Here is a 23738-nt window from a genome sequence, read left to right on the forward strand (position 1 = left end):
TCAATTGATAGGGCATATTGTGGCGTCGCAGATTTGTGTTGGAATAGGCCGCACCCGGCACCAGATGATGATTGCGGAACATCAGGCACTGGCGCAAAAAGGTGCCGAGCTGGTGGAACTCCGGGTGGATTACCTGTCGCGAACACCCGATATGAAGCGATTACTCGCGGATCGGCCCACTCCCACCATCGTCACTTGTCGTCGCGTGGCAGATCGCGGTCGCTTTCGCGGTACAGAAGAAGAGCGGCAGACAATCCTGCGAACCGCCATTCTTTCCGGGGCTGATTATGTCGATATCGAAGCCGATATTGCCCCGCAGATCCGCAGATATGGCAAGACCAAACGGATTATCAGCCATCACGACTTCGATCAGACTCCTGATGACCTGGAAGAGAAGTATGCACAGATGTGCAAACTGGATGCGGATCTGGTCAAGATCGTGACGATGGCGAACCGGGCTGAGGATTGTGTCCGCATGCTCAAGCTTGTCGAAGGTGCACAAGTCCCCACAGTCGGTTTCTGTATGGGGGAGAAGGGGATGCTCACCCGTGTCCTGTGTGGTGCCTTTGGTTCGCCCTTCACTTACGCGACATTCAATAAAGAACGTGAACTGGCACCTGGTCAGTTTTCATTCGACGAAATGCGGAAAATGTTCCGCTACGAACAGATTACCCGCAAGACGATTCTGCTGGGTGTTCTGGGAGACCCGGTGGCCCACAGTTTGAGTCCTCTCCTGCACAATACGCTCATGCGAAAGGCTGGTTTCGATGGCGTTTACCTGCCACTGCGAGTTTCCGCCTCAGAACTGAGTGAAACACTCGACGCCTACGAACAACTGGGTTTTACTGGCTACAGTGCCACAATTCCTCACAAGGAATCTGTGCTTCAGAAATACCCGATGTGTGATGACTTCGTCCGGGCGATTGGAGCTGCGAATACGGTCTATCGCGATCAGGCGGGGCATTGGGCCTGTTCGAATACCGATTACCAGGCGGCACTCGATGCCATTCTCAGTGGGCTTAAACCTGGAGAAAGCCTGACTGGCAAACGTGTCTTATTGCTGGGTGCCGGTGGTGCTGCCAAAGCGATTGGCATGGCCATGCAGAAGAGTGAAGCCATTACCGTGGTGGCAAGCCGCACATTGAAAAGGTCTCAAGCACTGGCTGATCAAATTGGCGGGCGGGCAATCACCTGGGAAAACCGCGGGTCGGAATTTGCCGACATTCTGATCAATTGCACGCCCGTGGGTATGCATCCGAACTTGAATGAATCCCCCTTTCCCATTCACTGGCTGCGCGAGGGGATGCTAGTTTTCGACACGATTTACACACCCGAGCGAACTTTGCTGATCAAAGATGCCCGTGATCGCGGCTGCACGACAGTCACTGGCGTAGAAATGTTTATTCGCCAGGCGACGGCACAGTTCCGATTGTTTACCGGGCTCAAGCTCTCGCTCGATGATGTCCGTACGATTTTCCGTCGATTGATTTCGCCTGTTCGACATGACGATCTGCTGGCCGATCCTTCGGCTGCCGATGGAAATGCGGATAACGGACAAGTGAGCGACTCATGAAGATCTCCCTGATTGGTTATCGAGGCACTGGCAAAACAACCATCGGAGCGAAACTCGCGGAGGATCTGCACCTGGGGTTTATCGACGCCGACCAATTGCTGCAGGAACGAGCAGGTCGCAAGATCAGCGAGATCTTTGCGACCGATGGCGAGCCCGTTTTTCGACAGCTCGAAGCCGACCTAATTCATGAGCTGGCCAACTCGAAAGAATCCTTCGTACTTTCAACGGGTGGAGGTGTCATCCTGCGGCCTGAGAATCGAGCAGCGCTGCAATCAGCAGGCCCGGTGGTCTGGTTGAAGGCGACACCACGAACCATCTGCACAAGGCTGAAACTGGACTCGGCCACGGCCCATCAACGTCCCGCGTTACTGGCTGAGACGAAACCAGATCATACCCCAGAAGAACAAATGCTTTACGAAGTGACCACCCTCCTGGCCAGGCGAGAACCTTTCTATCAAGAGACAGCATCGTTTGATGTCACGACCGATGAACGGGATGAGACACAAATCGTGCGAGAAATTCTGGAGAAACTTGTCGACTTGAAAATTCAATCCCACAGGTGAGCCTGTCGAGAAAACATCGAAGGCATGGATGATGATTAATTTAATCACCATTGCTTCAAGAATTGGATTTACAACCTGCACAATTGCATAAGCATGCAACTTTCGGCAGATTGTTGACGATTATCAAACTTCAGAACCTTTCCCCCTTTCTCAACGAAATCCCGAAGGGAATGCATGCTCGATCTCCCTGCGTGGTTCATCCTTTCGACGCTCTTTATTCTGGGTTCGATGGTCGGGAGTTTTCTGAATGTCGCTGTCTGGCGGATTCCACGCCACGACGACTGGATTCAATCACTCAAAGGGGTCGTTTATCCCCCTTCAGCCTGCCCGGGTTGTCGGACGCCGATTCTTTCGAGAGATAATGTCCCAATTCTGGGTTGGTTATTACTTCGGGGCCGCTGTCGGGCTTGTGGAATTCGAATTTCGTGGCGTTACCCGGCGATCGAAGCCCTCAATGGCATATTGTGGGTGGTGCTCTATCTCGCCATCGTGCCTCAAGGCTACTTTCACGAAGCCTCAGCGAGTTGTGTCTGGACTGAACTGCTTCCGGGAGATGCAACGGTCGTCAGCCGTCAAGAAATCTTCAGTCGTGCGTTATGGCATTACGTTTATTTTCTGGTACTGATTGAAGGGCTGCTCGTTGCCACTTTGATTGATTTTGATCTGCAGATCATTCCCGATGGAGTGACTGTCCCCATGGCGATTTTTGGTCTCGCCATACCCATTATCACGGGTACAACAGCGCTTTGGCCCGTCTGGTTTCACGATCCGGAACTGATCCGCACATTGGGCCTGTTCTTCCCGGAAGGAATGTTGAGCTGGTGGGAGACATGGAGCATCCCGAGCTGGATTTCTGCATGGCCTCGATGGCATGCCATCGTATTCAGCCTGACAGGTCTGGTCGTTGGCGCTGGTCTGATCTGGCTGGTCAGAATCCTGGGACATTGGGTTTTCGGTCAAGAGGCCATGGGGTTTGGCGATGTCATTCTGGGAGGAGTGATCGGCATTTACGTTGGTTGGCAAGCCTCGATAGTCGTTTTCTTTCTGGCACCAGTCGTGGCTCTTCTTTCACTGGCGGTCACCTTCCCGTGGATCAAAAACCGGGCAATGCCCTATGGACCTTTCCTGAGTATCGCCACACTCATTGTGATACTCGGTTGGCAACCCATCATGACGCGAGCCGAGAAATTCTTTGCGATGGGGCCCTTACTTTTCATCATTGGCGCCGTGATGCTGGTACTGCTCGTCGCCTCACTCTGGCTGGTGCAGGGCATGAAGCGTTTATTGGGTATTCGCGATGAATGGCCCATCGAAGACGAATGGACCAGTGCCGACCAGTTGATCTTCTTTGCCAACCGTCAACCGGAAGCCACGATGAGCCAGCCGGGATCAAATTCAACATGGCATGGTGAGTTAGCCAGCCAGGGACGCTTACACAGCGAAAAATGGCGCGGCCATACACTCCCATGGAAAAACTGAAGGACAACCCATGACGGGCTGTCCTTACAGATTCAAGCTCAAGATACGCCTGATCGCTCGAACCATCAGATCATGTTCAGGCGGCGGGCCGCTCGATAGTACTGATACTTGCCCCAATCGAGGAGTCGATGCTTACCCACAGGGGAGGGCTTCCAGCCACGCTGGCGGAGCTTCCAATTGATCGAGTGAATACCCAGACGGCGATCGAGATCGGGTGTCCGGAAGGTGATGCTCAGCGATACCGAGACCTCTTCACAGTTTTGCACGAAGTGTGGATAGGTCACTGGGAAGTGAAGTCCATAACCGGGCTGCAGATCAAAGACCCATGATTTTGAGCGATTCTCATCGGCGAGAGTCATATTGCGAACCCGTCCACCATAAAAACGCTCGAAGTCTTCCTGGGAAACAATCGACGGGTCATTTCCATCAAACAGATGAACGATTTTGCTGCCATGAATCTGGAGCAGGAAATTATGTTCCGGATCCATGTGATAGGGTGTGATGGAACCCGGAGAAGTGAGAAAAATATAGGCATGAGCCGACATCATGCCCGGGACAATGGCTTCCGATTGGGTACGAACTTCAGCCAGGCAGTCATCCAGGACTTTCCCGTAGGCGGGATCGTTTTCCACATGCTTGAGAACCATCCACGACTTGCATTCTTTAATGCGCCGAACGGTATCGGCCACACTGAGACCATTACGAGGCGTGAGGTCGGGATCCTGATTGATCGGTAAGTTGCCGGCATTGTATTCGATATCGTTTTCAGGAAGTTCCTGAGCCAGCTTGAGCAGGCGTTCTACGGAAAACAGCGGGTTTTCGCAGAGACGATGCCGAATGAGAAATGGCTGCTTGTTGAAGCAGCGATCAAACTCGGCAGTATCCCACTCGAGCAGAGTCGAATTCTCTCCGGCAATTGCTGATGTCTGCACAGAGTTCGGAGGAGTCATTGTCAACATGATCACGCCTTTAGGATGAGAGCATTTCAAGCATTAAACATGGAGTTCGCACAAGGTTGATTCGATCGCTAGTAGCAATGTGGCTTTATCGCTGCATATAAAATTCAATGAGTTCTGATCTGCCGGGTTTCGAGAAACTAATTGTCGGCCATTGCGGTTTGTTGTGGAGGCTTAATGACCCTTCGCAAGGCACGCAATCCAAAGCGAGCGGCAATTGAAAGATCACCCCAGCGTCCCGTCGAGACGAGTAGTCGCTGAATCGTTCGTCGCTCGGGCCAGAGCCGCGAAATCATGAAGTGGCCAGGAGCAGCACAGGAATCCAGCCAATTCAAGTCAGGCTTCTGGTGAGCAAAGCCAATGTTCTCAATTTCGAGTTGTACCCCGGGAGAGAATTTGGCATAGGCTTCGTCAAATCCAATCTTGAATGTAAAGCCACCATCTCCCGCCAGAAAATTGCATTTGACAGCGATCGCCTGACCATTGAGAAACAGCCCCAGCATCATCAATTGTCCGCGTTCCTGAGCTGCCCGGCAGACATCACGAAACCACTGTGCGTGGTGAGAGAGCGATGCCATCGCCGTCTGTTGCTGACCTTTCCATCCTCCACCTTCAAGCTGCAAAAAAAGATCCACCCAGGGGTCAACATTCTCCCCGGCATTCAATTCACGCGTTTCAAATTGCCCCTGTTCAGCAAGCCGACGACGTTGCCGCCGGAGTTCCTGACGGTGATGCGATGTCGTCGCCTGATCCAGATAAATCTCAGCACTGGCGGCTCTTCGAAACAGCGCCCGGCCATATTGATGAGATACGAGCGAAAAGACCGATTGTCGCTCCATGGCTTCGAGTAAAGCGTGTTGAAATGGCCCCTCACCATGGATATGCGGCAACTCGAGAAAACTGGCACCGCAGGCTGTTGTCCGAGTCCACTTGAAGAACTCGGTCAGAATGATCGCTGTGTTCTCAGAATCAACCAGGGGAGTGCAAAGATACGTGTAATCATGCTGCCAGAGTCGATCACAATTCAGCGGCTGTTGCCATGTCTTGTGCTGACGCTGGAGAGGGAACATCGCGACCAGCTTTTCGGATTCTCCGGGCCGCAATCCCGATTGCCAGATGAGAATAAAGCGAAGTCCCGGATCGTGCGGAAAATGTCGCAGCGCCGGCAGGACAAACCAATGCTCATAAAAAGGATTGGGCTCGATCGACCGACTGGCTAATTCACTCCACTGTGGAATGATTTCTTGCAGGCGGGCATGATCGGTAACGATTTCCATGCGGAAATCGGTTTCGTGAATGCGTCGTTTATTTCGCTGGGTGTGACCATCAGCTTTGGGAATTGACGTGACTGCCGAAGGAGTCTCAGGGGGTGAAGCAGATGATTCCGCCCTCACTGTTCCGGCTGCAGCGCTTCCCATCCCGATATGCCTTTTCCTGTCGCTTGATCTCGGGATCACGTGGATCCCGCAATGACCTTCACTACAGGTAAAGCTAGTTCAAGAACCGGGTGAGGCAAATCGGACCGCGATGGCTGAGTTCTTCTGCGGCCGGTTATTCAGCTTGAGTGCCCAGCCTGACGATTTTTAACTCCTGTAGAGATCTAGCGTTACGAACATCCGGCGAAAGTCGTAACGTGCAGGGAAGAAAGACCGGTTTCGCCAGCGCTTCCGAGGGAACAGCATCCAGAAGAGCGAGCCTTAATGGGACTTGCACCAGTTCATGCGCGGGAGGAACGACTCTTAAGTAGAGCCTTCTCGACGAGAACAACTCAATCAGAAGATTGGCAAACTCACGAGACAATCCGGCCGCGACAAGGACGCCAGCCGGGTGCTTCAGCCGTAAACCGTAGTCACCTTTCGTGGGTTGAAATCGATCAAAACTTTCGGCCAGAGGGGCAAAGCCCGCCTCACCGGTTCGTCTGACATATTCGACAATTGCAGCCTTCAGTTGGCCGTGAGCTGCCAGTTGTTGCCATGCCTCTGCAGCATCTATGGTCACTGCGGGAGCTGCGGAAATCGTGCGTAATTCTGCCTGCTGTTCATCGTCGAGCATGCGGACAACCCGATGATCGCTGGTCGCTTTGCGGCAACGACCTTCCGCCCACTGGCGGATCGCAAAAACCTGATCTTCGGCAGTGATCGACAAGGGAATCAGTGATCGACGTGCTTTCTCAAGATCTTCCATTTCCAGAATTCGACCGTGGCTGAAAGATTCCACAATCGCTGAACTGACAATCTGCTCCAGTTCCGCTCCGCTGTAGCCATCGGTCTGCCGCGCCAACAGATCGAGATCGTACAGGGAAGGTTGCCAGCCTCGCTTTTCGAGATGGATCTGCAATATCTTTAGTCGCTCATCAAAGTTGGGTAAGTCGATAAAAAAGAGTTCATCAAATCGGCCGCGGCGCAGCAGCTCCGGGGGAAGAGATTCAACAGAATTGGCTGTGGCTACCAGAAAGACAGGTTGCTCGACTTCGCTGATCCAGGTCAGAAAAGTTCCCAGCAGGCGGGCCATGGTTGAGTCGGTCGCTCCACCGGATGATTGTTCGGCTCCTGCAAAACCTTTTTCGATTTCATCGAGCCAGAGGACAGCCGGTGCGAGATTCTCCATCGTCTGCAGGACTTTTCGCAGATTTTCTTCCGGCCCACCGTGCTGACCAGCCAGTAAATGAGTGACATCGAGCCGCACCAGAGGAAACCCCAGGACTCTGGCAGTCACGCGTGCAGAAAGACTTTTTCCGCACCCTTGAACCCCCAGGAGAAAGACTCCCTTTGGGGCAGGGATCCCTTGTTCTCGGGCTGAGGGTGATAAAGCCTTTGATCTTTGGGTCAGCCACTCCTTGAGCTGATCGAGTCCACCAACATTGTTTAGACCTTCTTGAAGATCATAAAAGGTCAAGAACTCCGATCCGGAAGCAAGGCTCTTCTTCTCGGAGATCAGCAGACGAATGACATCATCATCAACGGTTTTGCGATCAAGCATCGCCCGGCGAATTGCCATGCGAGCTTCATGCCAGGTCAGACCGGCGAGTGCTTTAAGCAATGAGTCTTCCTCTTCGTGGCTCCAAGGTTCGACCTGGTGATGCATCGCAAGAGATTCTTCCTTGTACTCCTGCAAAATCTGTCTCAAATCGGCGAGATCAGGCAAAGGGAGGGCCATTGAAATAGCCAGCTTTTCGACATCCACGGGAAGATCTGGGTCAGGATCAATAACGATCAAAGTTTGACGGCGACGAAGTGCCGTGGTGACGGTTTCACGAAAATCTCGAATGGCCTGCGGAGAATCGAGAAAGCGGCCTAACCGACAAATGAGCCAGACCAGACCTTCCGCAGCGACCTCGGCGCCGGCAACCCATTGAGCCGAATCGATGGGCCTCGTGGCGGCAAGATCGGGCTGATGTTCAGCCGGCATTCCCTCACGCAATTCCCAGGATTCTTCTTCCGAGAGTTGGCGAATGATTGATAGGCAGCGTTCCTCTTCGTGTGTCTTGATCACGACCAGCGGATAGCCAGCTCGAATACGCCCCACGAGATCGGCAGAAAAGTTTGACATGAATCCCTCGGAACTCAGAGAATTTGACTCAGCGCTCTGTCATAAAACTGCCGGATTTCAGATGAAACCTCGACACTTTCCGCCACCTGTTGTTTCATGCACAGCTTGCGTGAGTATCGAACGCTCTGCAAGCATGAAAACCTGCCCAAAGCGATCTTGATTGAACAGATGAATGCCAATACTCTCATGCTGGTCAATTCAGGGATCAATTTACGCACTGGATGGCGTTCCCTTCAGTCCCATAGACACTTCTTCAGAATGCAGATTTGGGCTTTGGCCCGAAAAGAGTTCAGGAAGGAATCTGAACAGGAGAGGCCGCAATGATTTTGCGTGCCTGTGGTTGGGTTACACAATTTGTCAAAGCCACACTTTTGCTGACTATGTCCATCTGCGGCATGGAGGTCGGGCTGAGAGTGTGGGAAGCCTACGCTCCTGAACATAGTCCCAAACCTGCTACTTCACTCTCCACGCTGCTCGTGCCCTCCGCGAGGCAATACCAGGAACTCATCCCTCGTACGGAAAGAACCTGGCCCGGCACGAATGGGCAAACCGTTCGTTTTCGCACCAACAGCCGAGGTGGACGGGGGGAAGAATTGCAGACCCCAAAGCCTCAAGGAACCTTTCGTGTGCTCTGGCTGGGAAATGAAACCGTTTTAGCTCCCATGCTCGATGAACCTCTCACTCCACCGCACCTCGTGCGGACATTCCTGCAAACCAGATCGCCAGCACCCGTCGAAATTATTAATGGTGGATTTCCCGAAAGCTGCCCACTGCTGATGTCGCTAAAGTACATGAACGATTGGGCCGGTACGGAACCCGATCTCATTTTGATTCACGTTGATCGATCAGCGATTGAGCGCGACCGCCAGTTGCGTCGATTTACACACGCTTCCGTCGATGGCCGTCCTTTGTGTTGCACTCATCCCTCGCTAACCACACCCTCAGCATCTCAACCCGCGAGAGATTGGCGAGAACGCTGGCGACTGATCGATCTGACGATTGCCTGGACTGCCCACTTGTGGCATTCGCAGACCGCAGAAAAGCTTAATGACGACCAATTGCCGTCACGCTCCCCCAGCTCCTTCAGCAGTCCAGATAGCCAGAAAGCATTGATCAATGGAACTGAGCATACGTTGCGTCCGATCCTGACAATTCTCGATCTTGCCAAACGATCCAACACCCCGGTGATCGTGATCACTTCACCGGTCTCACAGAGAACAACTGAAGACCAGAGTTTTGCCAAACTCCTCTCTGAGTTCTGCCAGACACATCGACTTCCACTTATCAATGCCACATCGGCCTGGAACGATCAGAACCTTCCCGATGCCATGACCACTTCTATGGCAGGCAGCCAGCAACCGGCGGCGATTGAACAGTATTCACAGATCGTATCAAAGACACTTCTTGAGAACTGGCCCGGCCCATGGAGAGGGAATACATCCAGACCTGTTGACGAGAGTCGACCAAGCTCAGAGAGACAACCACTCCTTACCAGAGAAGCGACGAATGGCTTAGCGCCACAAATACTGCGGCCCGCCACACCAGTCGATCCTCGTTCTGCTCCCATGGTTCAGGATGGGCCAAGAAATCACCGAGGAACTGGTTCTATACAGATGCCTCGGGATCGAGAGATTGTTCCTGCGGGCGGATTTTGAACGATTGCTGGCAACCGTCGGCAGCGTCAAGGTGTCTCCCGCAGAAACAAAAAAACCTCAAGCAAATCGCTTGAGGTTTGATCAATTCTTGAATTTGCTATTTGGGGCAGCAATTCCAATGGCATAGTCCTAAGACTAGGCTTTTGCTCCACGGGCAAGTCGTGCCAGCATTTCGGCAGGACCATGATCGTAGCAATCATCTGTGTTCCAGAGTGGCACACCAGCGGAGTAGCGGGCAGCCAGCATCAGAACTTTATCTTCCGAACCTGGTTTTGCTGTGGTTGGACGAGCAGGATCAATCCCCAGGGCTTCGAAGTCAATATGCTCGAACTCACCCTCTAATTCTTCACCTTCTTCGCCATATCCCAGGGTCTCTTCTTCCAGATCATCGAGATCAAAATCGCGAGCCATCTTTGATCACTCCTTTCTACTAATAAATTGATGAAGTCTAATGTTTTCAGAACGCTGAAACTTATGCTCAAACTTGCCGAATCGCTTCGACATCGATTTTCCAAGCCCAAGCGGCCCATTGAAACTTGAATTCGGGCAGCCGCTGTCTACACACTGAGTACGATCACAAACCAAAAATCTAATTCGAAAAAACTCTGAGTGAAAACTTTTTGTGAAGTCTGATGGCTATCGAGACAAAATCAGTTAATGGTTGAAAATTCGCACCACTCAACTGTTCTACGCACCATTCAAACCTCACCTTTCACTCAGTATGTTGCCATCGGTCATCATTCAACAGACCCATTACATCCGGTCAAAGTTGAATGAATGACCACACAGCCCCATCATGTCGACTGGCTCTCTATTTCTTAGCCAGCTTTCAAATCAACCAGTGCACTGGCACATTGAACATCTTCCCGATCGACACCTAATTGTCACAATCTGTGACCGAATAGACGCGAACAAGAAGAACCAATGCCACCCACCGGCGAAATCACTCCATTCAATCACTCCAGCTTGGCAACCTCACCAGCATCATGCCAGCGGGGCCAGTGGACGCACATCGTGAACTCAGACCGATGCTTTGCAACTGTGCGGGATGCGACATCGTCAGCACCCATCGGCAATCAGTTGCGAGTTGCGTCACAAAATTGTGTGATTTCAAGGCGTGGGCTTCGAGGCAGGACTCTTTGTTGACGACGTATTGTGCGTTCCTGGCCGGTTTTGTCAACAATTTTTTCACACGATCTGCATGCAGAATTGGCTCCAGTTCGCGAGACCACTGACTTTTTATCAGTTTCCCGCTGATTTCCGACCTTTTTCCCGAATTGGCCTCAAGAAATTTTTCTTTGGAAAATTAACGGCCCGCCACCATTTCAAATTCAGTTTCTTTCCCGAGGCCTCTCCACATCGTAGCGCTTCAGCTTTCGATCCAGTGTCGAGCGTTCAATTCCCAAGATCTGAGCAGCCTGAGACTTGTTCCATCCTGTCCATTCTAATGTGGCCAGAATGTGCTGCTGCTCAACGATCTCCAGGGGCAAGGCCTCAAAAGTCTGCCTTGTCGAGATGTCGCGCGTAGGCTCCACAGATTTGCCGGTTGTCCCAAGTGCCGAAAGATGCAGATCGGCCTGACCAACCGCCTCATGGGGACAAAGGATCACTGCCCGCTCGATGGTATGCTGTAGTTCTCTCACGTTCCCGGGCCAGTCGTATTCAATCAGTGCCTGCATCGCTCCAGGCGTAAACCCGACCATATTCCGTGCCATTTTTCGAGCGAACCTGTTCAGGAAATAATTCGCGAGCAGCGGAATATCCAGCTTTCTCCGACGGAGTGGCTCCACCACCAATTCGACCACCTGCAACCGGAAGTAAAGATCCTGACGGAAGGTTCCTTCGGAAACAGCTTTCTCCAGATCCCGATTCGTCGCCGCCACAACGCGAACATCGGCATGCACCGGGTCGCCGCCACCGACCCGTTCAAACGGATGTCCTTCCAGCACTCGCAGAAATTTGGCCTGTACTCCCGGGCTCATTTCGCCCACTTCATCAAGAAAAATCGTCCCCTGATGCGCCTGTTCAAATTTTCCCAACTTGCGCCCAACGGCACCGGTAAATGAGCCTTTCTCGTGGCCGAACAGTTCGCTTTCCAGCAAGCTCTCGGAAAGTGCAGCACAGTTCATCGTAATGAAAGGGCCACCCCGACGGTTGCTATGCAAATGAATCGCCCGCGCGATCAATTCTTTGCCAGAGCCACTTTCCCCCCGAATGAGTGCGGTCGCATCTGTTGGAGCAATGCGTGCGATCCGGTTTTTCAACTGCTGCATGGCCGGGCTTTCGCCAATCAGATCCATCTCACTGCGTAATTGCTCACGCAGCGTCTGATTTTCGACCTCGGCACGCTGCAAACCTGCCTGAAGCTTCTCGACACGTTGCAACTGTTCCAGACCAGCGGCCATCTGATCAGCCACAGCCAATGTAAACTCCAGGTCGTCGACTTCGAGTTGGCTCACGTTATCTGTCGAGTAAAGATGAATGAGCCCGTATACCTTTTCTGCTGTGCGTACAGGTGCACAGATAACGCTCTGAGCCTCGATCTCACCCAGACTGTCCCGATCCAGAAATCGATCATCCGAAGAGATATCGCGAGCCAGAACCGCTTCCTGATCCTTGAGGACAATCTGCGATAATGAATCAGACACCGGATGGTAGGGCTGATGGTTTTGAGCTCGATAAGCCACAACCGAAAGTTGATCGTTGCCGCCAGAATTTTTGGCGAGGCTCGAACTCATCAGCAAAATGGCCCCGATGGTGGCCGATGATGCATTGAGGAGACCTTCAAGCACAATTTCTGAGAGGCCTTGAGCTGTCGTGGCTGAACCCATTTCCAAAGCCAGTCGATACAACCTCGAAAGCTCAAGCGAAGTCTTATCTCTGGCGGCAGCGTCCACAGGTTGCCGGAAGCGGGACTGACGCCGGCGATGTAGGATCTCTGGATTACTGTCGCTTTCGTGCCGCTCGCGGAGTGCATCGACTGTGTCAGATTCAATGGGCTCATCCAACCCATCGTCATCATCCCAACGCTGCGTGAGACTTCCGGCCAGGCCAAAAATCGTGCTGCCAATCTGAAACGACTGGCCAAACTTCAACTCCACATCGCCTGAAATGCGTTCACCACGCAGTTTTGTCCCATTGCGACTGCCACAATCTCGCAGGCGCCAGCAATTGACGTCAAAAAACAGCTCGCAATGATTACGGCTGCAGATTTCGTCCTGCACAACGATGCGGCAAGTGGTCGCCCGGCCAATCGTTGTCACCTGGTTATGAGGCAATCGGTAGACATCACCGCGTTTCACGCCGGTGCGAACGACCAGGTATGCGGGGTCTGCTTTTGTAATAACCTCTTGAGACATAAAGCCAGCAATTCATCAGGGAGCTACAAAATTACCAGGCCACTGGATTTTTTCATGGCCATGGTAATCTTCACGCCGCCATATTTCTCGTACAGGAATTTGTTCTCAACCATAGAGTCGTCTCTACGGCTGTCACAACAGGAACTCAGGAATCTGTCGCTATTCAGTCTGTCGTTCAGGCGCAGCAAAAAGCCAAACACAACGATTATAACACGGTAACCTGTGGCTTGTGCATTGTCCAAATGGCATTGTGTCGCAGGAGCAGATGGAAAACCTGTCATCTACTGTGTTCAGCCATCAATCCTGTCTCTTCCGTCGCCATATTTGCAGAGAGCCGTTCGAAAATCTTGCGGAGATTGAGTTTCAGGAGAGATCGGCTCTTGCACTTCGCAGAAACTCAAGTCATCGTTGAAGAAGTTCGCAGGGACGGGTGAACAGTGTTGATCGAGCTTCTTTCGAACTGAGTTCCTTTGGGAGAGTGACAAGCCAACATTGCCACCTCAACATGGTGACCATGGAATGGCCGGGTGAAGATCACGGCCCAACGGATTCATGACATAGACACTCTTGGTCCACCCGGGCACAAAATCAACAGCATCAATACGAATTTTTAAGCTGCGAAAACTGCCCACAAAGACAAAGTTCTGGCAATAGGAAATTCGACAGTGATCAATAACAGCCTGTACCTGGCTCTAATGCTGACAATTTCAATCAGCTGGCTGACTCCTGGACTCTCGCAGGCCGAAAACTGGCCCAGATTTCGAGGGCCTAACGGCACTGGTCTGTCAACGGAAAAAGGAGTTGCTACCCAGTGGGATCCACAGGCGGCCAAATGGGTCTGCACCCTGCCAGGAGAAGGCCATTCATCTCCTGTCATCTGGGATAACCGAGTCTTTGTCACCTCTGCTGAGGTGCTGGGTAACGAGAAGATCAAGCGATCATTACACGCCATCAAGACGGATACTGGTGAAATTGCGTGGACAGCCTCAACGATTCTCGGAGTCAACGGAAAACACGCCAAAAGCAGCTTTGCCAACGCTTCTCCAACCACTGATGGAGAGCGTGTTTACATTGCCTGGGCAGATACTGAGCGGTTTCTTGTGGAGGCCTTTGATTTTGGTGGCAAGAAACTCTGGAGTTACGATCTCGGCCCTTTTGCATCACAGCACGGGCAGGGGGCCTCGCCAATCCTTTTCGAGAACCTGCTGATCATGGCCAATGATCAGGACTCTGACAGTTCGATTGTAGCGCTGCACCGCAAAACGGGAGAAGTGGCCTGGCGTAAAGCCCGCGAATCGAGAGAAACGTCTTACGCCACACCTGCCATCCATGAACCTGCCAACGGCGCTCCAGCGCAACTGATTTGTGTAAACGGTGTTTCCGGAGTGACAGCACTCGATCCTTACACGGGAGATGTTCTCTGGACGAGTGAAGCCTTTCGCCAAAGAACTGTCGCCTCTCCACTGGTGACGGCTGGTCGGATTGTCGCTGGGGCAGGTCAGGGGGGGAAAGGGACGATGTACCATATCATCGACCCACTGGCGAAGCCGACGGATGGCCAGCTCCCTGTGGCACTGAAACTCGAACGACTCTTACCTTACGTCCCTTGTGCGATCATCCACAAAGATCTGCTGTTTCTTTGGGGCGATGGTGGAGTCGTCTCATGCTTCAACCCCAAAACAGGTGAACCCATCTGGACAGAGCGGGCCGGAGGCAAATTTACAGCATCCCCGATTGTGATCGATGATCGGCTGTACAACATTGATGAAAATGGCAAGATCATTTGCCTCGCCGCTGATTCAACCTTCAAAGTGCTTGGAAATACCAGTCTTAGTGAGGGTTCCTACTCATCTCTGGCCGTTTCGAATGGTGTGGTCTACGCCAAGACATTTACAAAACTTTACGCCCTGCCGCCCACCCGATAACTCATCTGATTGCCGCATTTTCGCTCTCAGTTCTTTCGATATTCCCGCTGGCACGGGATGTGCTATCTCTTTGAATAGTGGTGATTTTCTTTTTTCACCCGTCTTCATTTTCTGTTGTTACTTTCTCAATCTCTTCCATTTAGTAAAGGACGGCATATGCCTGCCTGGCCAGGAGGTCCTTGCCCGCAATGTGGTGAGGATGTCCCCCCTCGAATCGTCCGTTGCCGCAGTTGTCGCTGCCTGCTGAATCCTGAGCTTCAGCCAGAGGCGATTGTCACTCCGGAATTCGTCCCCTTACCAATCATTGAGACCGTCGTGGAGTTGAACTTCGAAGGCTACTTCATCGATTGCCCAGGCTGTCAGAAAGAATTACGGATTCACCGCAAATATCAGGGGCAAATCGTCAGTTGTAAGCATTGCCAATCGAACTTCTGTTTCGATCTGACGAACCCGGCTCTCAGGAACCACAGCGTTTATTCAGATTGCCCGCATTGCCAGAAGTCACTGAAGTTCGCCCCGAAATACCTGGGATTAAAAGTGGCCTGCCGGCACTGTGATGGTCGCCTGATGCTTCTCCCCACGGAATCTGCGACAGATTCAGAACCAGTAGCCACATCCCCTGGAAACCACATGCCCCACAAGCATCAATGCCAAGCTACTCGTTGATAGACCTTGAGCAGCAGTGCACAGGCGACGAGCAGTTGATCATTTCCGGATACTCAAACCATCCGACGATTCATTGTAAAAATGGATCGTCGGATGTTGCATTTTGAGTGGGCTCTGCAGCATTTTGATTCATGACGGGTTTTCCCTTGGCAGACTTAGGGCTTTCCACCATCTGCCCATCAATATCTGGCATCGTCGCATAGATCACATTGTTCTCATCAAAGAGCAGAGCCACATTGATGTGCCAGATCGAATCTTCCCGGCGCCACACATCACAGTAGAAAATCGATTGATTAGCGCCGTAACTGCCTTGAATTCCCGCCTTCTGAAGCTTGGCCATCGCTTCTTCACGCTCAGTACCAAGCGGAGTGATCTTTAAGACTTCGCGAACCTGCTGGCCCGCGGGCCAGGGGCAGGATTGAAAACCCAGTTGACGATCATTTTGCCACGAAGCACATGAAGAAGTGATCGTAGTCATAGCTAGCAGCAGACTCCACAGCCCGAAAGGCCACGATGATGGAAACATCCATCGCTGACTCTGTTCGAACGCAACAGTCTTCGATGTTGCTTGCATTTCCGCGTGACTTGCCATGAGGTCGGAAGGATTCATTTCCGTTAACATGAAGCCCACCAGAGAAATTCTTGATTCTTCCTGGAGACCGGGGTTCTATTCCACGATTGGCTTTTACCTTGCTGGCTTCCCATTCGTCCAGATCAGTTGCCGGGATCTCTGCCCATAAATGTGGCTTTAAGCCGCACGGTCGAAAGTACGGATTCCCTGACCATCAATTTGATCCGTCGAGTCGCGGGAATGGGATTTTTGTCCGACAATTCGGTCTGCAATAAAGTCAATCGACGTCGAAAGCCACCGGCGCAAGGGAAGATTCAGTCCCGCCGCCTCCTGACGCCAGGCGAATTCGTAGTCCCAGTCTTGGCAGGCATAGGCAATCCCCAGTTGCTCAAGTTGCCAGGCATTCACCTGCTGCTCCCACTGATTGGGCAGTGGAACAACAGTCACGGGTAAGCCCAGAAGATAAGCTTCCAAAGGTGTCGTGAAGCCTGCGCTGGTAATCACTGCCCGTGCTGACAACAGATCCACTTCCATCTGCTGGCGGCTGGCTTGACGAAATTGAACCCATTTTTGCTCGATCCAACTCGCTGCGGCAAAGCCATACGCCACAACGGGAACTTTCTCTCTGGCAGCCCATTCGACCAGTTTGCCGGAGTCGGCAAAGTGGGCATAGACCAGCAGATGCTCACCTCGCTTCGATTGGGAATTCACAATTTCAGGGCGGACGACAGGTGGGAGGCATCGATAGGTCGTCGGTGCATAGTGATATCCAAAAAAGCGGTCTGCCCCGAGAGTGAATAATCGCATGGCAGCCCGAGCCAGACGTGCATTCTTGGCCAGGTGTGCCGGGAACTCCAGATCACGGTCCAGGAGCGCCACCTGCCTGCTAACAGCCAGCACCTCGCAACGAGGAGCCAGCAGCGGACTGGCAGTCAGCGGTTCAAAGTCACTGATGATCAAATCCGGCTGGTACTCCCTGACGATTCGCCGAACTGCACGGAGACAACCAAATGTTCTCGGCGATTCCTTGAACCAGTTCCACGCCGTCTTCTGAAAATCGGTCTGTCCTTGATGAACTGCGTAAGGCAGGCCTGCGAAGTGCCGATGCCAGCGGAACTGATATCCACTGGAAGTGAGAGCTGGCCCGGAAGTGATCAGTCGGACGTCATGTCCTCGCGCTTCCAGAATGGGAATGAGACTGGCGGCCTTCGAAAGATGCCCCTGACCCTGCGAATTGGCTCCGTAGAGTATTCGCATGATGGCAGCCTCCTCCAGCGATGGTTGTCACCAACACACCAATCATCGTTCAGGTCGCTGTCAGATCGAAAGATCCCGAGCTCATATCTGGGATTTTCCAGCGACATCCAACGACCGTTCGTCTTCCCATCAGAATCGACGAAAGACTGACCAGCCCTTGAATCAACCTTACGGATGATGCGAATGAAGCCTGCGTCATAACGGCAATAGTTGCCAGACAATACGATCATTCCGATGGAATGTAGGCATTTCCACGATGACCAAAGGAAAAGATCTGCGGATGGAAAATCTCCGCGAGAATTTCGGCCGATTCGACCAGTCGAGGCCCAGGTCGATTGAAATACTGGTTGCCATCAACGATGTAAACCTGTCCTCCCTGCACAGCCCGCAGCTTTGCCCATTCAGGCTGTTTCGCCAGGCATGGCCATTCCTGCTGAATACGGGGAATGTCAAATCCACAAGGCATCACCAGCACGATATCAGGATCGGAGGCCAGGAGTTCATTCCAGGTCATCCACGGCGAATGTTGCCCAGCCACTCCAAAAAGATTCTCACCCCCGGCCAATGTCACCAGTTCGGGAACCCAGTTTCCTGCCGCCATAATGGGTTCCATCCATTCAATACAAGCGACTCGCGGTCTTCGGGTGACTTTACTCGCAGTTTGCGAGATTTCGTCCAATCGCCGCTGTGAATCTGCAATCAACTGAGCACCCCGCTCGGCCACACCAGCAGCGACGGCCACTCTTTCGATATCTTTCCAGACATCACTCAGCCAGTTGGGTTCACAGGCGACAATGCGAGGCTGACTTGTCACCACCGCGCACATGGCTGCTTCCACATCTTTGAGACTCACGGCACAGACCTCGCACTGAGTCTGCGTGAGAATCAAAGTCGGCTCAAGATGATTCAGAAGTTCCACATCCACGTTGTAAACAGAAGTCGCATCTTTCAGGACATCTTTGACACGCTGATCAATCTCAAGACTGGAACCATTCACATCCAGTTTGGCCGAAGAACATTTGGGCAAACTCAGCACTTGTGGCGGATAATCGCATTCATGAGAACGGCCCACGAGTTCTTCAACGAGTCCCAGGCGATCCACAATTTCTGTCGCGCTGGCGATCAGCGACACAATCCGCTCGGGTCTTCTCTGCATGGCTGGCTCAATCTATAAACGAAACGATTAAACATCAGGCTATGGCGAATTCGCACTGACGGTAAGGCCCTTCGTGGCGAATCCCCTGCTGGAGATACTCAATCGGCCACCGAAACAGCGGGCCATTCACCACCAGACTATGGTATTCGCCATTCTCACCTGCAGGATCCACTCCTGCTGGTAACGATTCCAGAAAATGATGATCAAGCTCGCATCCCAGGGATTCAGCGTTCAAACAAGGTGCCAGCACACTGCACACGATGGATCGATACCCCGCCGCAACCAGTTGCGGCACGACATCTTCTGGTGGCAACTTCCACAACGGGAACAAAGGAGTCATCCCGTGGCGAGCACAGAGCCCTTCGCGATAGGCTCGAATCTCTTCCACGAAAAGATCACCAAAGACGATATGATCAACCCCACGGCTCTTAAGTTTGGAAAAATACTTCGCGAGCCGATTTTCATATTCGATGTTCGAGCATTGATCAGGAAGAGGAATCAGATCAACCGGAATACTCATGGATCTGGCCTGTGCTTGAATCATGCTCAAGGGTGTCCCATGAATTGCTAACAACCCACTTTCTTCGCAATACGTCGTGAAAAGCGCATGAACTTCAAAAGCCAATGGTTGAGAAAATAACCTGTGCAAGGCGAGCATGCAGTCCTTACCGCCACTCCAGGAAACAACTACTTTGATGGGCATTACAAGTACCGATCGAGTCAGTGCAGGCATTAAGCAAGTCAATTCAAACTCACAAACTCAACACCGGCAATCGTAGAAAACTTTCCACGCCATCGCGTAATACCCATCTGGTCTTCCGGGTCGAAACTCAGGGCTTTTGAACCAGTGCTGTCTTTGTCTTCGTACAGACTCGCAGAGCAGGGTTTCTTTGCCATTCATCTCCTGGTGGCATGGGTTGCCATTTCTGGCAACTGGGACACCACAAAGCTGGCAACCACTCCTGTTCTTCTCCCACAGGAAGAACTCGAAACTCTTTCGCTTCTCCTGTTCCTTGCCGGACAAAAGTTGTCAGCGGTCGTTCGTCATCATGGACTGTCGATGAAGAACAGCCGCAGGTGATGGACGCCAGCATGAAACATAGAATCATGCAGCATACCGACAATTGCCTGGAGTATTTGATCATTATCATATTGAGCCAGACTCGCTTCCATAAAATTGAACTCCATGATCACGCTCCAGAGGCCCACGTATCGACCTGGACCTCTGAAGGAACGTCCATACAACACGACGAATTCATCGCGGGGACGAACTGGCCTTAATTACGGTCGTAAAGTTCATTCTGCAGAAGAGGATCACTCAGATTTCCGTTACTGACATGACCAAGCCTTTTCTCTTCGATCAATCCGGCCTGGGCAGGGGTCATGTAGTTGGAGCCAGGGACTTCAATACGGAAGTTTCTAGGTCTGGTTTCCACGTGCCCGTCGAGAAAGGCCACATTGGCTGTATCCGAGTGCCGGAAATGAACTGAGGGATAGTTAGCACTGGGAGGTTCCAGACGCCAGTTTTCCAGCAATTTCAGAGTGAAATCCACTTGTGCGCTGTCTGAGAAAAGAATCGTATTCGTCATCTGGGCAACATCGCGGAAGCGATACGTGACGGGAGTCGAAGAGACTGCAGGTGGCCAGCCGGCATAGCTTAATCCGGGCGAAACCAGCGCGTTGAGCGCATAGCCTGAGGCCATCTGTCCAAAGCGAATACCGTCGACCTGACCTGGCCCGAAATCAGGGCATTGATAGGCAGCACGATTAGTTTCCATATAGGGGGCCAGCGGCCCTTTCTGAAAATCGAGCTGGCGGGAAGGATCGGTCTCATCACGATTGACCTCACCAAACCAATAGATATTCCTGCCACGATTCGGAGGAGTATATCCAGCCATTACATACTGCTGCTGTCGCACATCATCAATCACATAAGGGACGATATGACCGTTGTGGACATCGGCATAATTATGAACGGCAAGTGCCAGTTGCTTGAGATTGTTTCGGCACTGGGTTGTCCGGGCGGCTGCTCGGGCCTGTTGCACGGCCGGAAGTAAAAGCCCGATCAAGACCGCGATGATGGCAATGACCACCAGAAGTTCGATGAGGGTAAAACCTCGTGTTGAACGGCGCAGAGGGGGCCTGTTGCCGCTGCGTGATGCGGCCGGGAGAGAGAACATCATTGTCAAAACCTTAACCACGAAGGTTCAATTGCCTGCGCATAGAGTCACATCAAGGCAGACTGAATCTGCTATCAATCTTAGTTTGAGGCCCAACCTCATGACGGTTGGTATCCCTTGCTCAGATCAATAAGACGACTCAGACCGCCAGATCTGTGATCACTCACCTGCTGGCAACAAAATGACATCTGGGCAGGTCTTCTGACTCCCGGATCATTCGACCAATCACACCTTCCCACGCTTTACAGCGCAGTGGCTCAACGTGAATGTCGTCCCCGGATACAGCGGCGGGACCGTGACGGATTCGCACCGTCTTCCCTATTCTCCAGTGAAGCCACAAGCCTCACCAGCACCCATGTCGGGAGGGAGAGTACCACGCCGCAAATCATTTTCAAGCCCCAGTGAGATCGATTCGCTCGAACCCATTTTCCAATACGCTCGTAACCTGCATCCATGCCAAGAGATAGGTTTAAAGAATCGTGGCGGCCTCTTCGGCAAGGTTCCGCAACTGTAAAGGGTTGTCACTCAAGGAACGATTCATGCATCACGATCGCATCACAAGATCCCGGGGAAAGCATCAAGCGGGCCGATGTGTCGCTGCTGCACGCGAAAGTCTGTCGTTGATGGCCATGCCCAGCCCATGTTCCGGGAATCGTAATGCCGCAATTCGAGGGACACCTGATCGATCCAGTTGATGCAAAGCCTGGAAGAGCAGGCTGGCGGCTTCCTGAAGGTTCTTTCGAGGAGAAAGCTCCATGACGGGCCCCAGATGCCCCTGGGGTCGACCACAAAAGGTTAACACACCATCTCCGGGTTTGAGTTCTTCAAATCGATCAATCATCACCAGTGGTGTTGCAGGTGCGTAATGTTTCATGAGCATTCCGGGAGCTGCCTGACTCGCTGCTGTTTCTACAGATTGAGCAGGCAATCTCTTCAGCGGCCCGATCATGTGCTCGACCTGTTCCACAGGCAAGCCCCCAGGTCTGAGCAGGTAAACACCATCCGGCATGAAACCAATAATGGTCGATTCCACACCCACTTCGCATGCCCCGCCATCCAGGACATAAGGAATACGTCCCTCAAGTTGTTCCACCACATGCTGGGCACTGGTGGGGCTTAATCGCCCGAACAAATTCGCACTCGGGGCAGCCAGAGGCACGCCAACTTTCTCAATGATTTTTCGCATCAGCGGATGCTTCGGACATCGAACGGCGACCGTCCCCAGGCCAGCCGTCGCCAGATCCGGAACATGCGGCTTTTTGGGAAGCACGAGCGTTAGAGGGCCGGGCCAGAAGGTATCGACGAGCCGCCGGGCATCATGCGGTACTTCGCTGGCCAGTTGAGAGACTTGACCAGGCCTTGCGATGTGCAAAATCAAAGGGTCAAACGTGGGTCGATCCTTGGCAGAGAAAATCTTGGCCAGCACCTCTGGATTCAAACCCAGCCCGGCAAGCCCGTAAACCGTCTCCGTCGGGAGTGCTACCAACTCACCAGCCTTCAAGGCGCGAATGGCTTCTTCAGCATCTGATAATACGACGGTCTGCATCCACAGGGCTCCAGCGAAAATGAATTCTTCGCTGAATTGCAGCAGCCCAGCCTCATTCCCGCAAGTCTGGAAAGGTATCACCCTTGATCAACAAAAACTTGCTGCTAGGCCAAAAACCGGACAGCCAAATCGTGTTTTGCAGAGAATGATCTGCAACTAAAGAGGCATGCGGGAGACCATGTCCCCTGGTCATCTACAGCATCACTCACAGAGTGGAAATCATGCCCCACCAGAGTTCAGGGCTGTACCTGCTGATTCATCCACTGTTCACGCTGCGCATCGGTCAGGTTCGAGGGTGGCGCCATCGATTCCGATCGATAGACGGCACTCTCAGCTTTGAAATCACCCGTCACGCGATTGGCATCTTCTGGCTTCACTAAGCCTGAAACCTGTCGTACGCCACTTTCCGGGTTTTCCATTCGAGCCAGTGCGTCGGCAGAGATCTGTCCACGAGCCTCACGATACTGTGCGAGAATCGTTCCAGCCGGTTTCAATTCGGGATTGAACTGCAAAGCCTTGGCAAAGTAACGCTCTGCGGCACCACGTTCGCCTTTCTCGTGAAGAATATAGCCCACATTGTAGTGCGCGATCGCAGCCCCTTGAACACGGGTCAGTTCAGCCAGACCCGCTTCATAATCCCCACTTTTGGCCAGAGCCGTACCTAACTGAAACCGGTGGTTCGTCTCTTCCGGTGCCAGTTTCACCGCTGCTCGATACTCTTCGATGGCGAGTGCCCACTCACCCCTGGATTCGAACAGTTGCCCGCGAGTGGCACGCACCTGTGCATTCTGTGGAGCTTGCTTGGCCGCTTTCGCAATCAAGGTCTCAGCATCCGCATGGCGACCGCCGAGAATGTCTAACCTTGCCAGCCCGAGCAGGGCATCCACTGACTTGGGATTTTTTTCGATGGCTTCGTCATAGGAGGCCCGCGCCTCCTTGCTGTTGCCAGATCGCTCATTCCACTGCCCGTAAGCCACATGCATGCGCACGGGATCGCGCAGCTTCACAGGATCGTTGTCGGTTGAACGTGATGTCGTCGGCCAGATGCTGGAAGCAGCCTGTCCGGGAGTCGTTGTACAGCCATTTCCAAGAAACGCAGCAGAAAGACTGGCCATCACCAGGAAGCATACAGTTCTGGCAGAAGCTGTGTGATCTCTTTGCTGACTTTTGAGGAGAACACGACACCCTTTTGCAGTCTCGGCATCAGGATTTGACATGTCGGATTCTCTCCTTAAAACCCGCATACTGACGGCTCTGAAATCGCTCGCCAGTTCGTGTTCTCACTGGTCATTCCTGGGTACAA

At 52.6% G+C, this 23738-nt stretch carries 19 protein-coding genes and 1 riboswitch; of the genes, 6 read left to right on the top strand and 13 right to left on the bottom strand.

Going from position 1 to position 23738, the window contains the following annotated elements; all coding sequences use genetic code 11:
* Nucleotides 1-19: 19 nt before the first annotated feature.
* The 3 genes from aroE to PLIM_RS24540 all read left to right on the top strand — a co-directional run bounded on the left by aroE (nt 20) and on the right by PLIM_RS24540 (nt 3615).
* Nucleotides 20-1573, top strand: a complete 1554-nt coding sequence (gene aroE, locus PLIM_RS09535) for a shikimate dehydrogenase (protein ID WP_013110100.1) — start codon at nt 20-22, stop codon at nt 1571-1573.
* A complete protein-coding gene (locus tag PLIM_RS09540) occupies nt 1570-2136 on the top strand; it encodes a shikimate kinase (RefSeq protein ID WP_013110101.1) in 567 nt (188 codons plus the stop codon). Before aroE ends, PLIM_RS09540 begins: the two co-directional genes overlap by 4 nt.
* Before the next feature lie 174 nt (nt 2137-2310).
* Complete coding sequence (locus PLIM_RS24540; protein ID WP_013110102.1) at nt 2311-3615, top strand: prepilin peptidase; 1305 nt, start codon at nt 2311-2313, stop codon at nt 3613-3615.
* A gap of 65 nt (nt 3616-3680) precedes the next feature.
* Here PLIM_RS24540 and PLIM_RS09550 read toward each other — a convergent pair whose 3' ends face one another.
* The 3 genes from PLIM_RS09550 to PLIM_RS09560 all read right to left on the bottom strand — a co-directional run bounded on the left by PLIM_RS09550 (nt 3681) and on the right by PLIM_RS09560 (nt 8120).
* Nucleotides 3681-4574: a cupin-like domain-containing protein gene (locus tag PLIM_RS09550; protein WP_013110103.1), complete on the bottom strand. Its 894-nt coding sequence runs from the start codon at nt 4572-4574 to the stop codon at nt 3681-3683.
* A gap of 137 nt (nt 4575-4711) precedes the next feature.
* On the bottom strand, nt 4712-5989 hold the full coding sequence (locus tag PLIM_RS22740) for a GNAT family N-acetyltransferase (protein ID WP_013110104.1): 1278 nt from the start codon (nt 5987-5989) through the stop codon (nt 4712-4714).
* A gap of 133 nt (nt 5990-6122) precedes the next feature.
* A complete protein-coding gene (locus PLIM_RS09560) occupies nt 6123-8120 on the bottom strand; it encodes an AAA family ATPase (protein WP_013110105.1) in 1998 nt (665 codons plus the stop codon).
* Between the two features lie 320 nt (nt 8121-8440).
* Between PLIM_RS09560 and PLIM_RS09570 the strand changes: the two genes are divergently transcribed.
* On the top strand, nt 8441-9775 hold the full coding sequence (locus tag PLIM_RS09570) for a hypothetical protein (protein WP_013110106.1): 1335 nt from the start codon (nt 8441-8443) through the stop codon (nt 9773-9775).
* Nucleotides 9776-9910: 135 nt separating this feature from the next.
* On the opposite strand, the gene PLIM_RS09575 is transcribed toward PLIM_RS09570, so the two are convergent.
* Nucleotides 9911-10186, bottom strand: coding sequence for a hypothetical protein (locus tag PLIM_RS09575; RefSeq protein WP_013110107.1), 276 nt, complete (start codon nt 10184-10186; stop codon nt 9911-9913).
* A 920-nt stretch (nt 10187-11106) separates the two neighbouring features.
* Nucleotides 11107-13134 carry a sigma-54-dependent Fis family transcriptional regulator gene (locus tag PLIM_RS09580; RefSeq protein ID WP_013110108.1) on the bottom strand — a complete coding sequence of 676 codons (2028 nt, stop codon included), beginning with the start codon at nt 13132-13134 and terminating at the stop codon, nt 11107-11109.
* A 665-nt stretch (nt 13135-13799) separates the two neighbouring features.
* Between PLIM_RS09580 and PLIM_RS09590 the strand changes: the two genes are divergently transcribed.
* Both PLIM_RS09590 and PLIM_RS09595 read left to right on the top strand, forming a co-directional pair.
* Complete coding sequence (locus PLIM_RS09590; RefSeq protein WP_013110109.1) at nt 13800-15059, top strand: outer membrane protein assembly factor BamB family protein; 1260 nt, start codon at nt 13800-13802, stop codon at nt 15057-15059.
* A gap of 156 nt (nt 15060-15215) precedes the next feature.
* Entirely contained in the window at nt 15216-15725 is a 510-nt protein-coding gene (locus tag PLIM_RS09595) for a hypothetical protein (protein ID WP_013110110.1), read from the top strand.
* A gap of 70 nt (nt 15726-15795) precedes the next feature.
* Here the strand turns inward: PLIM_RS09595 and PLIM_RS09600 are convergent, their stop codons facing one another.
* The 8 genes from PLIM_RS09600 to PLIM_RS09640 all read right to left on the bottom strand — a co-directional run bounded on the left by PLIM_RS09600 (nt 15796) and on the right by PLIM_RS09640 (nt 23652).
* Entirely contained in the window at nt 15796-16203 is a 408-nt protein-coding gene (locus PLIM_RS09600; protein WP_148227054.1) for a hypothetical protein, read from the bottom strand.
* Between the two features lie 270 nt (nt 16204-16473).
* A complete protein-coding gene (locus PLIM_RS09605; protein ID WP_013110112.1) occupies nt 16474-17553 on the bottom strand; it encodes a glycosyltransferase family protein in 1080 nt (359 codons plus the stop codon).
* 226 nt (nt 17554-17779) lie between these two features.
* Nucleotides 17780-18709 (bottom strand): cobalamin-binding protein, encoded by a 930-nt coding sequence (locus PLIM_RS09610; RefSeq protein ID WP_013110113.1) that lies wholly within the window; start codon nt 18707-18709, stop codon nt 17780-17782.
* 34 nt (nt 18710-18743) lie between these two features.
* Entirely contained in the window at nt 18744-19412 is a 669-nt protein-coding gene (locus tag PLIM_RS09615; RefSeq protein WP_013110114.1) for a Dph6-related ATP pyrophosphatase, read from the bottom strand.
* Nucleotides 19413-19539: 127 nt separating this feature from the next.
* Nucleotides 19540-19803 (bottom strand): hypothetical protein, encoded by a 264-nt coding sequence (locus PLIM_RS24130; protein WP_148227055.1) that lies wholly within the window; start codon nt 19801-19803, stop codon nt 19540-19542.
* A gap of 183 nt (nt 19804-19986) precedes the next feature.
* Nucleotides 19987-20889, bottom strand: coding sequence for a DUF1559 family PulG-like putative transporter (locus PLIM_RS09630; protein ID WP_041403442.1), 903 nt, complete (start codon nt 20887-20889; stop codon nt 19987-19989).
* Nucleotides 20890-21063: 174 nt separating this feature from the next.
* Nucleotides 21064-21261: riboswitch (cobalamin riboswitch) on the bottom strand.
* A gap of 205 nt (nt 21262-21466) precedes the next feature.
* Nucleotides 21467-22435, bottom strand: coding sequence for an L-threonylcarbamoyladenylate synthase (locus tag PLIM_RS09635; protein WP_013110118.1), 969 nt, complete (start codon nt 22433-22435; stop codon nt 21467-21469).
* A gap of 236 nt (nt 22436-22671) precedes the next feature.
* The gene (locus PLIM_RS09640; protein ID WP_013110119.1) at nt 22672-23652 is read right to left on the bottom strand and encodes a tetratricopeptide repeat protein; all 981 of its coding nucleotides are present in this window, start codon (nt 23650-23652) and stop codon (nt 22672-22674) included.
* Between the last annotated feature and the right edge of the window lie 86 nt (nt 23653-23738).

Origin of the sequence: Planctopirus limnophila DSM 3776, from assembly GCF_000092105.1 — a bacterium.
In the GTDB taxonomy this organism is placed as follows: Bacteria; Planctomycetota; Planctomycetia; order Planctomycetales; family Planctomycetaceae; genus Planctopirus; species Planctopirus limnophila.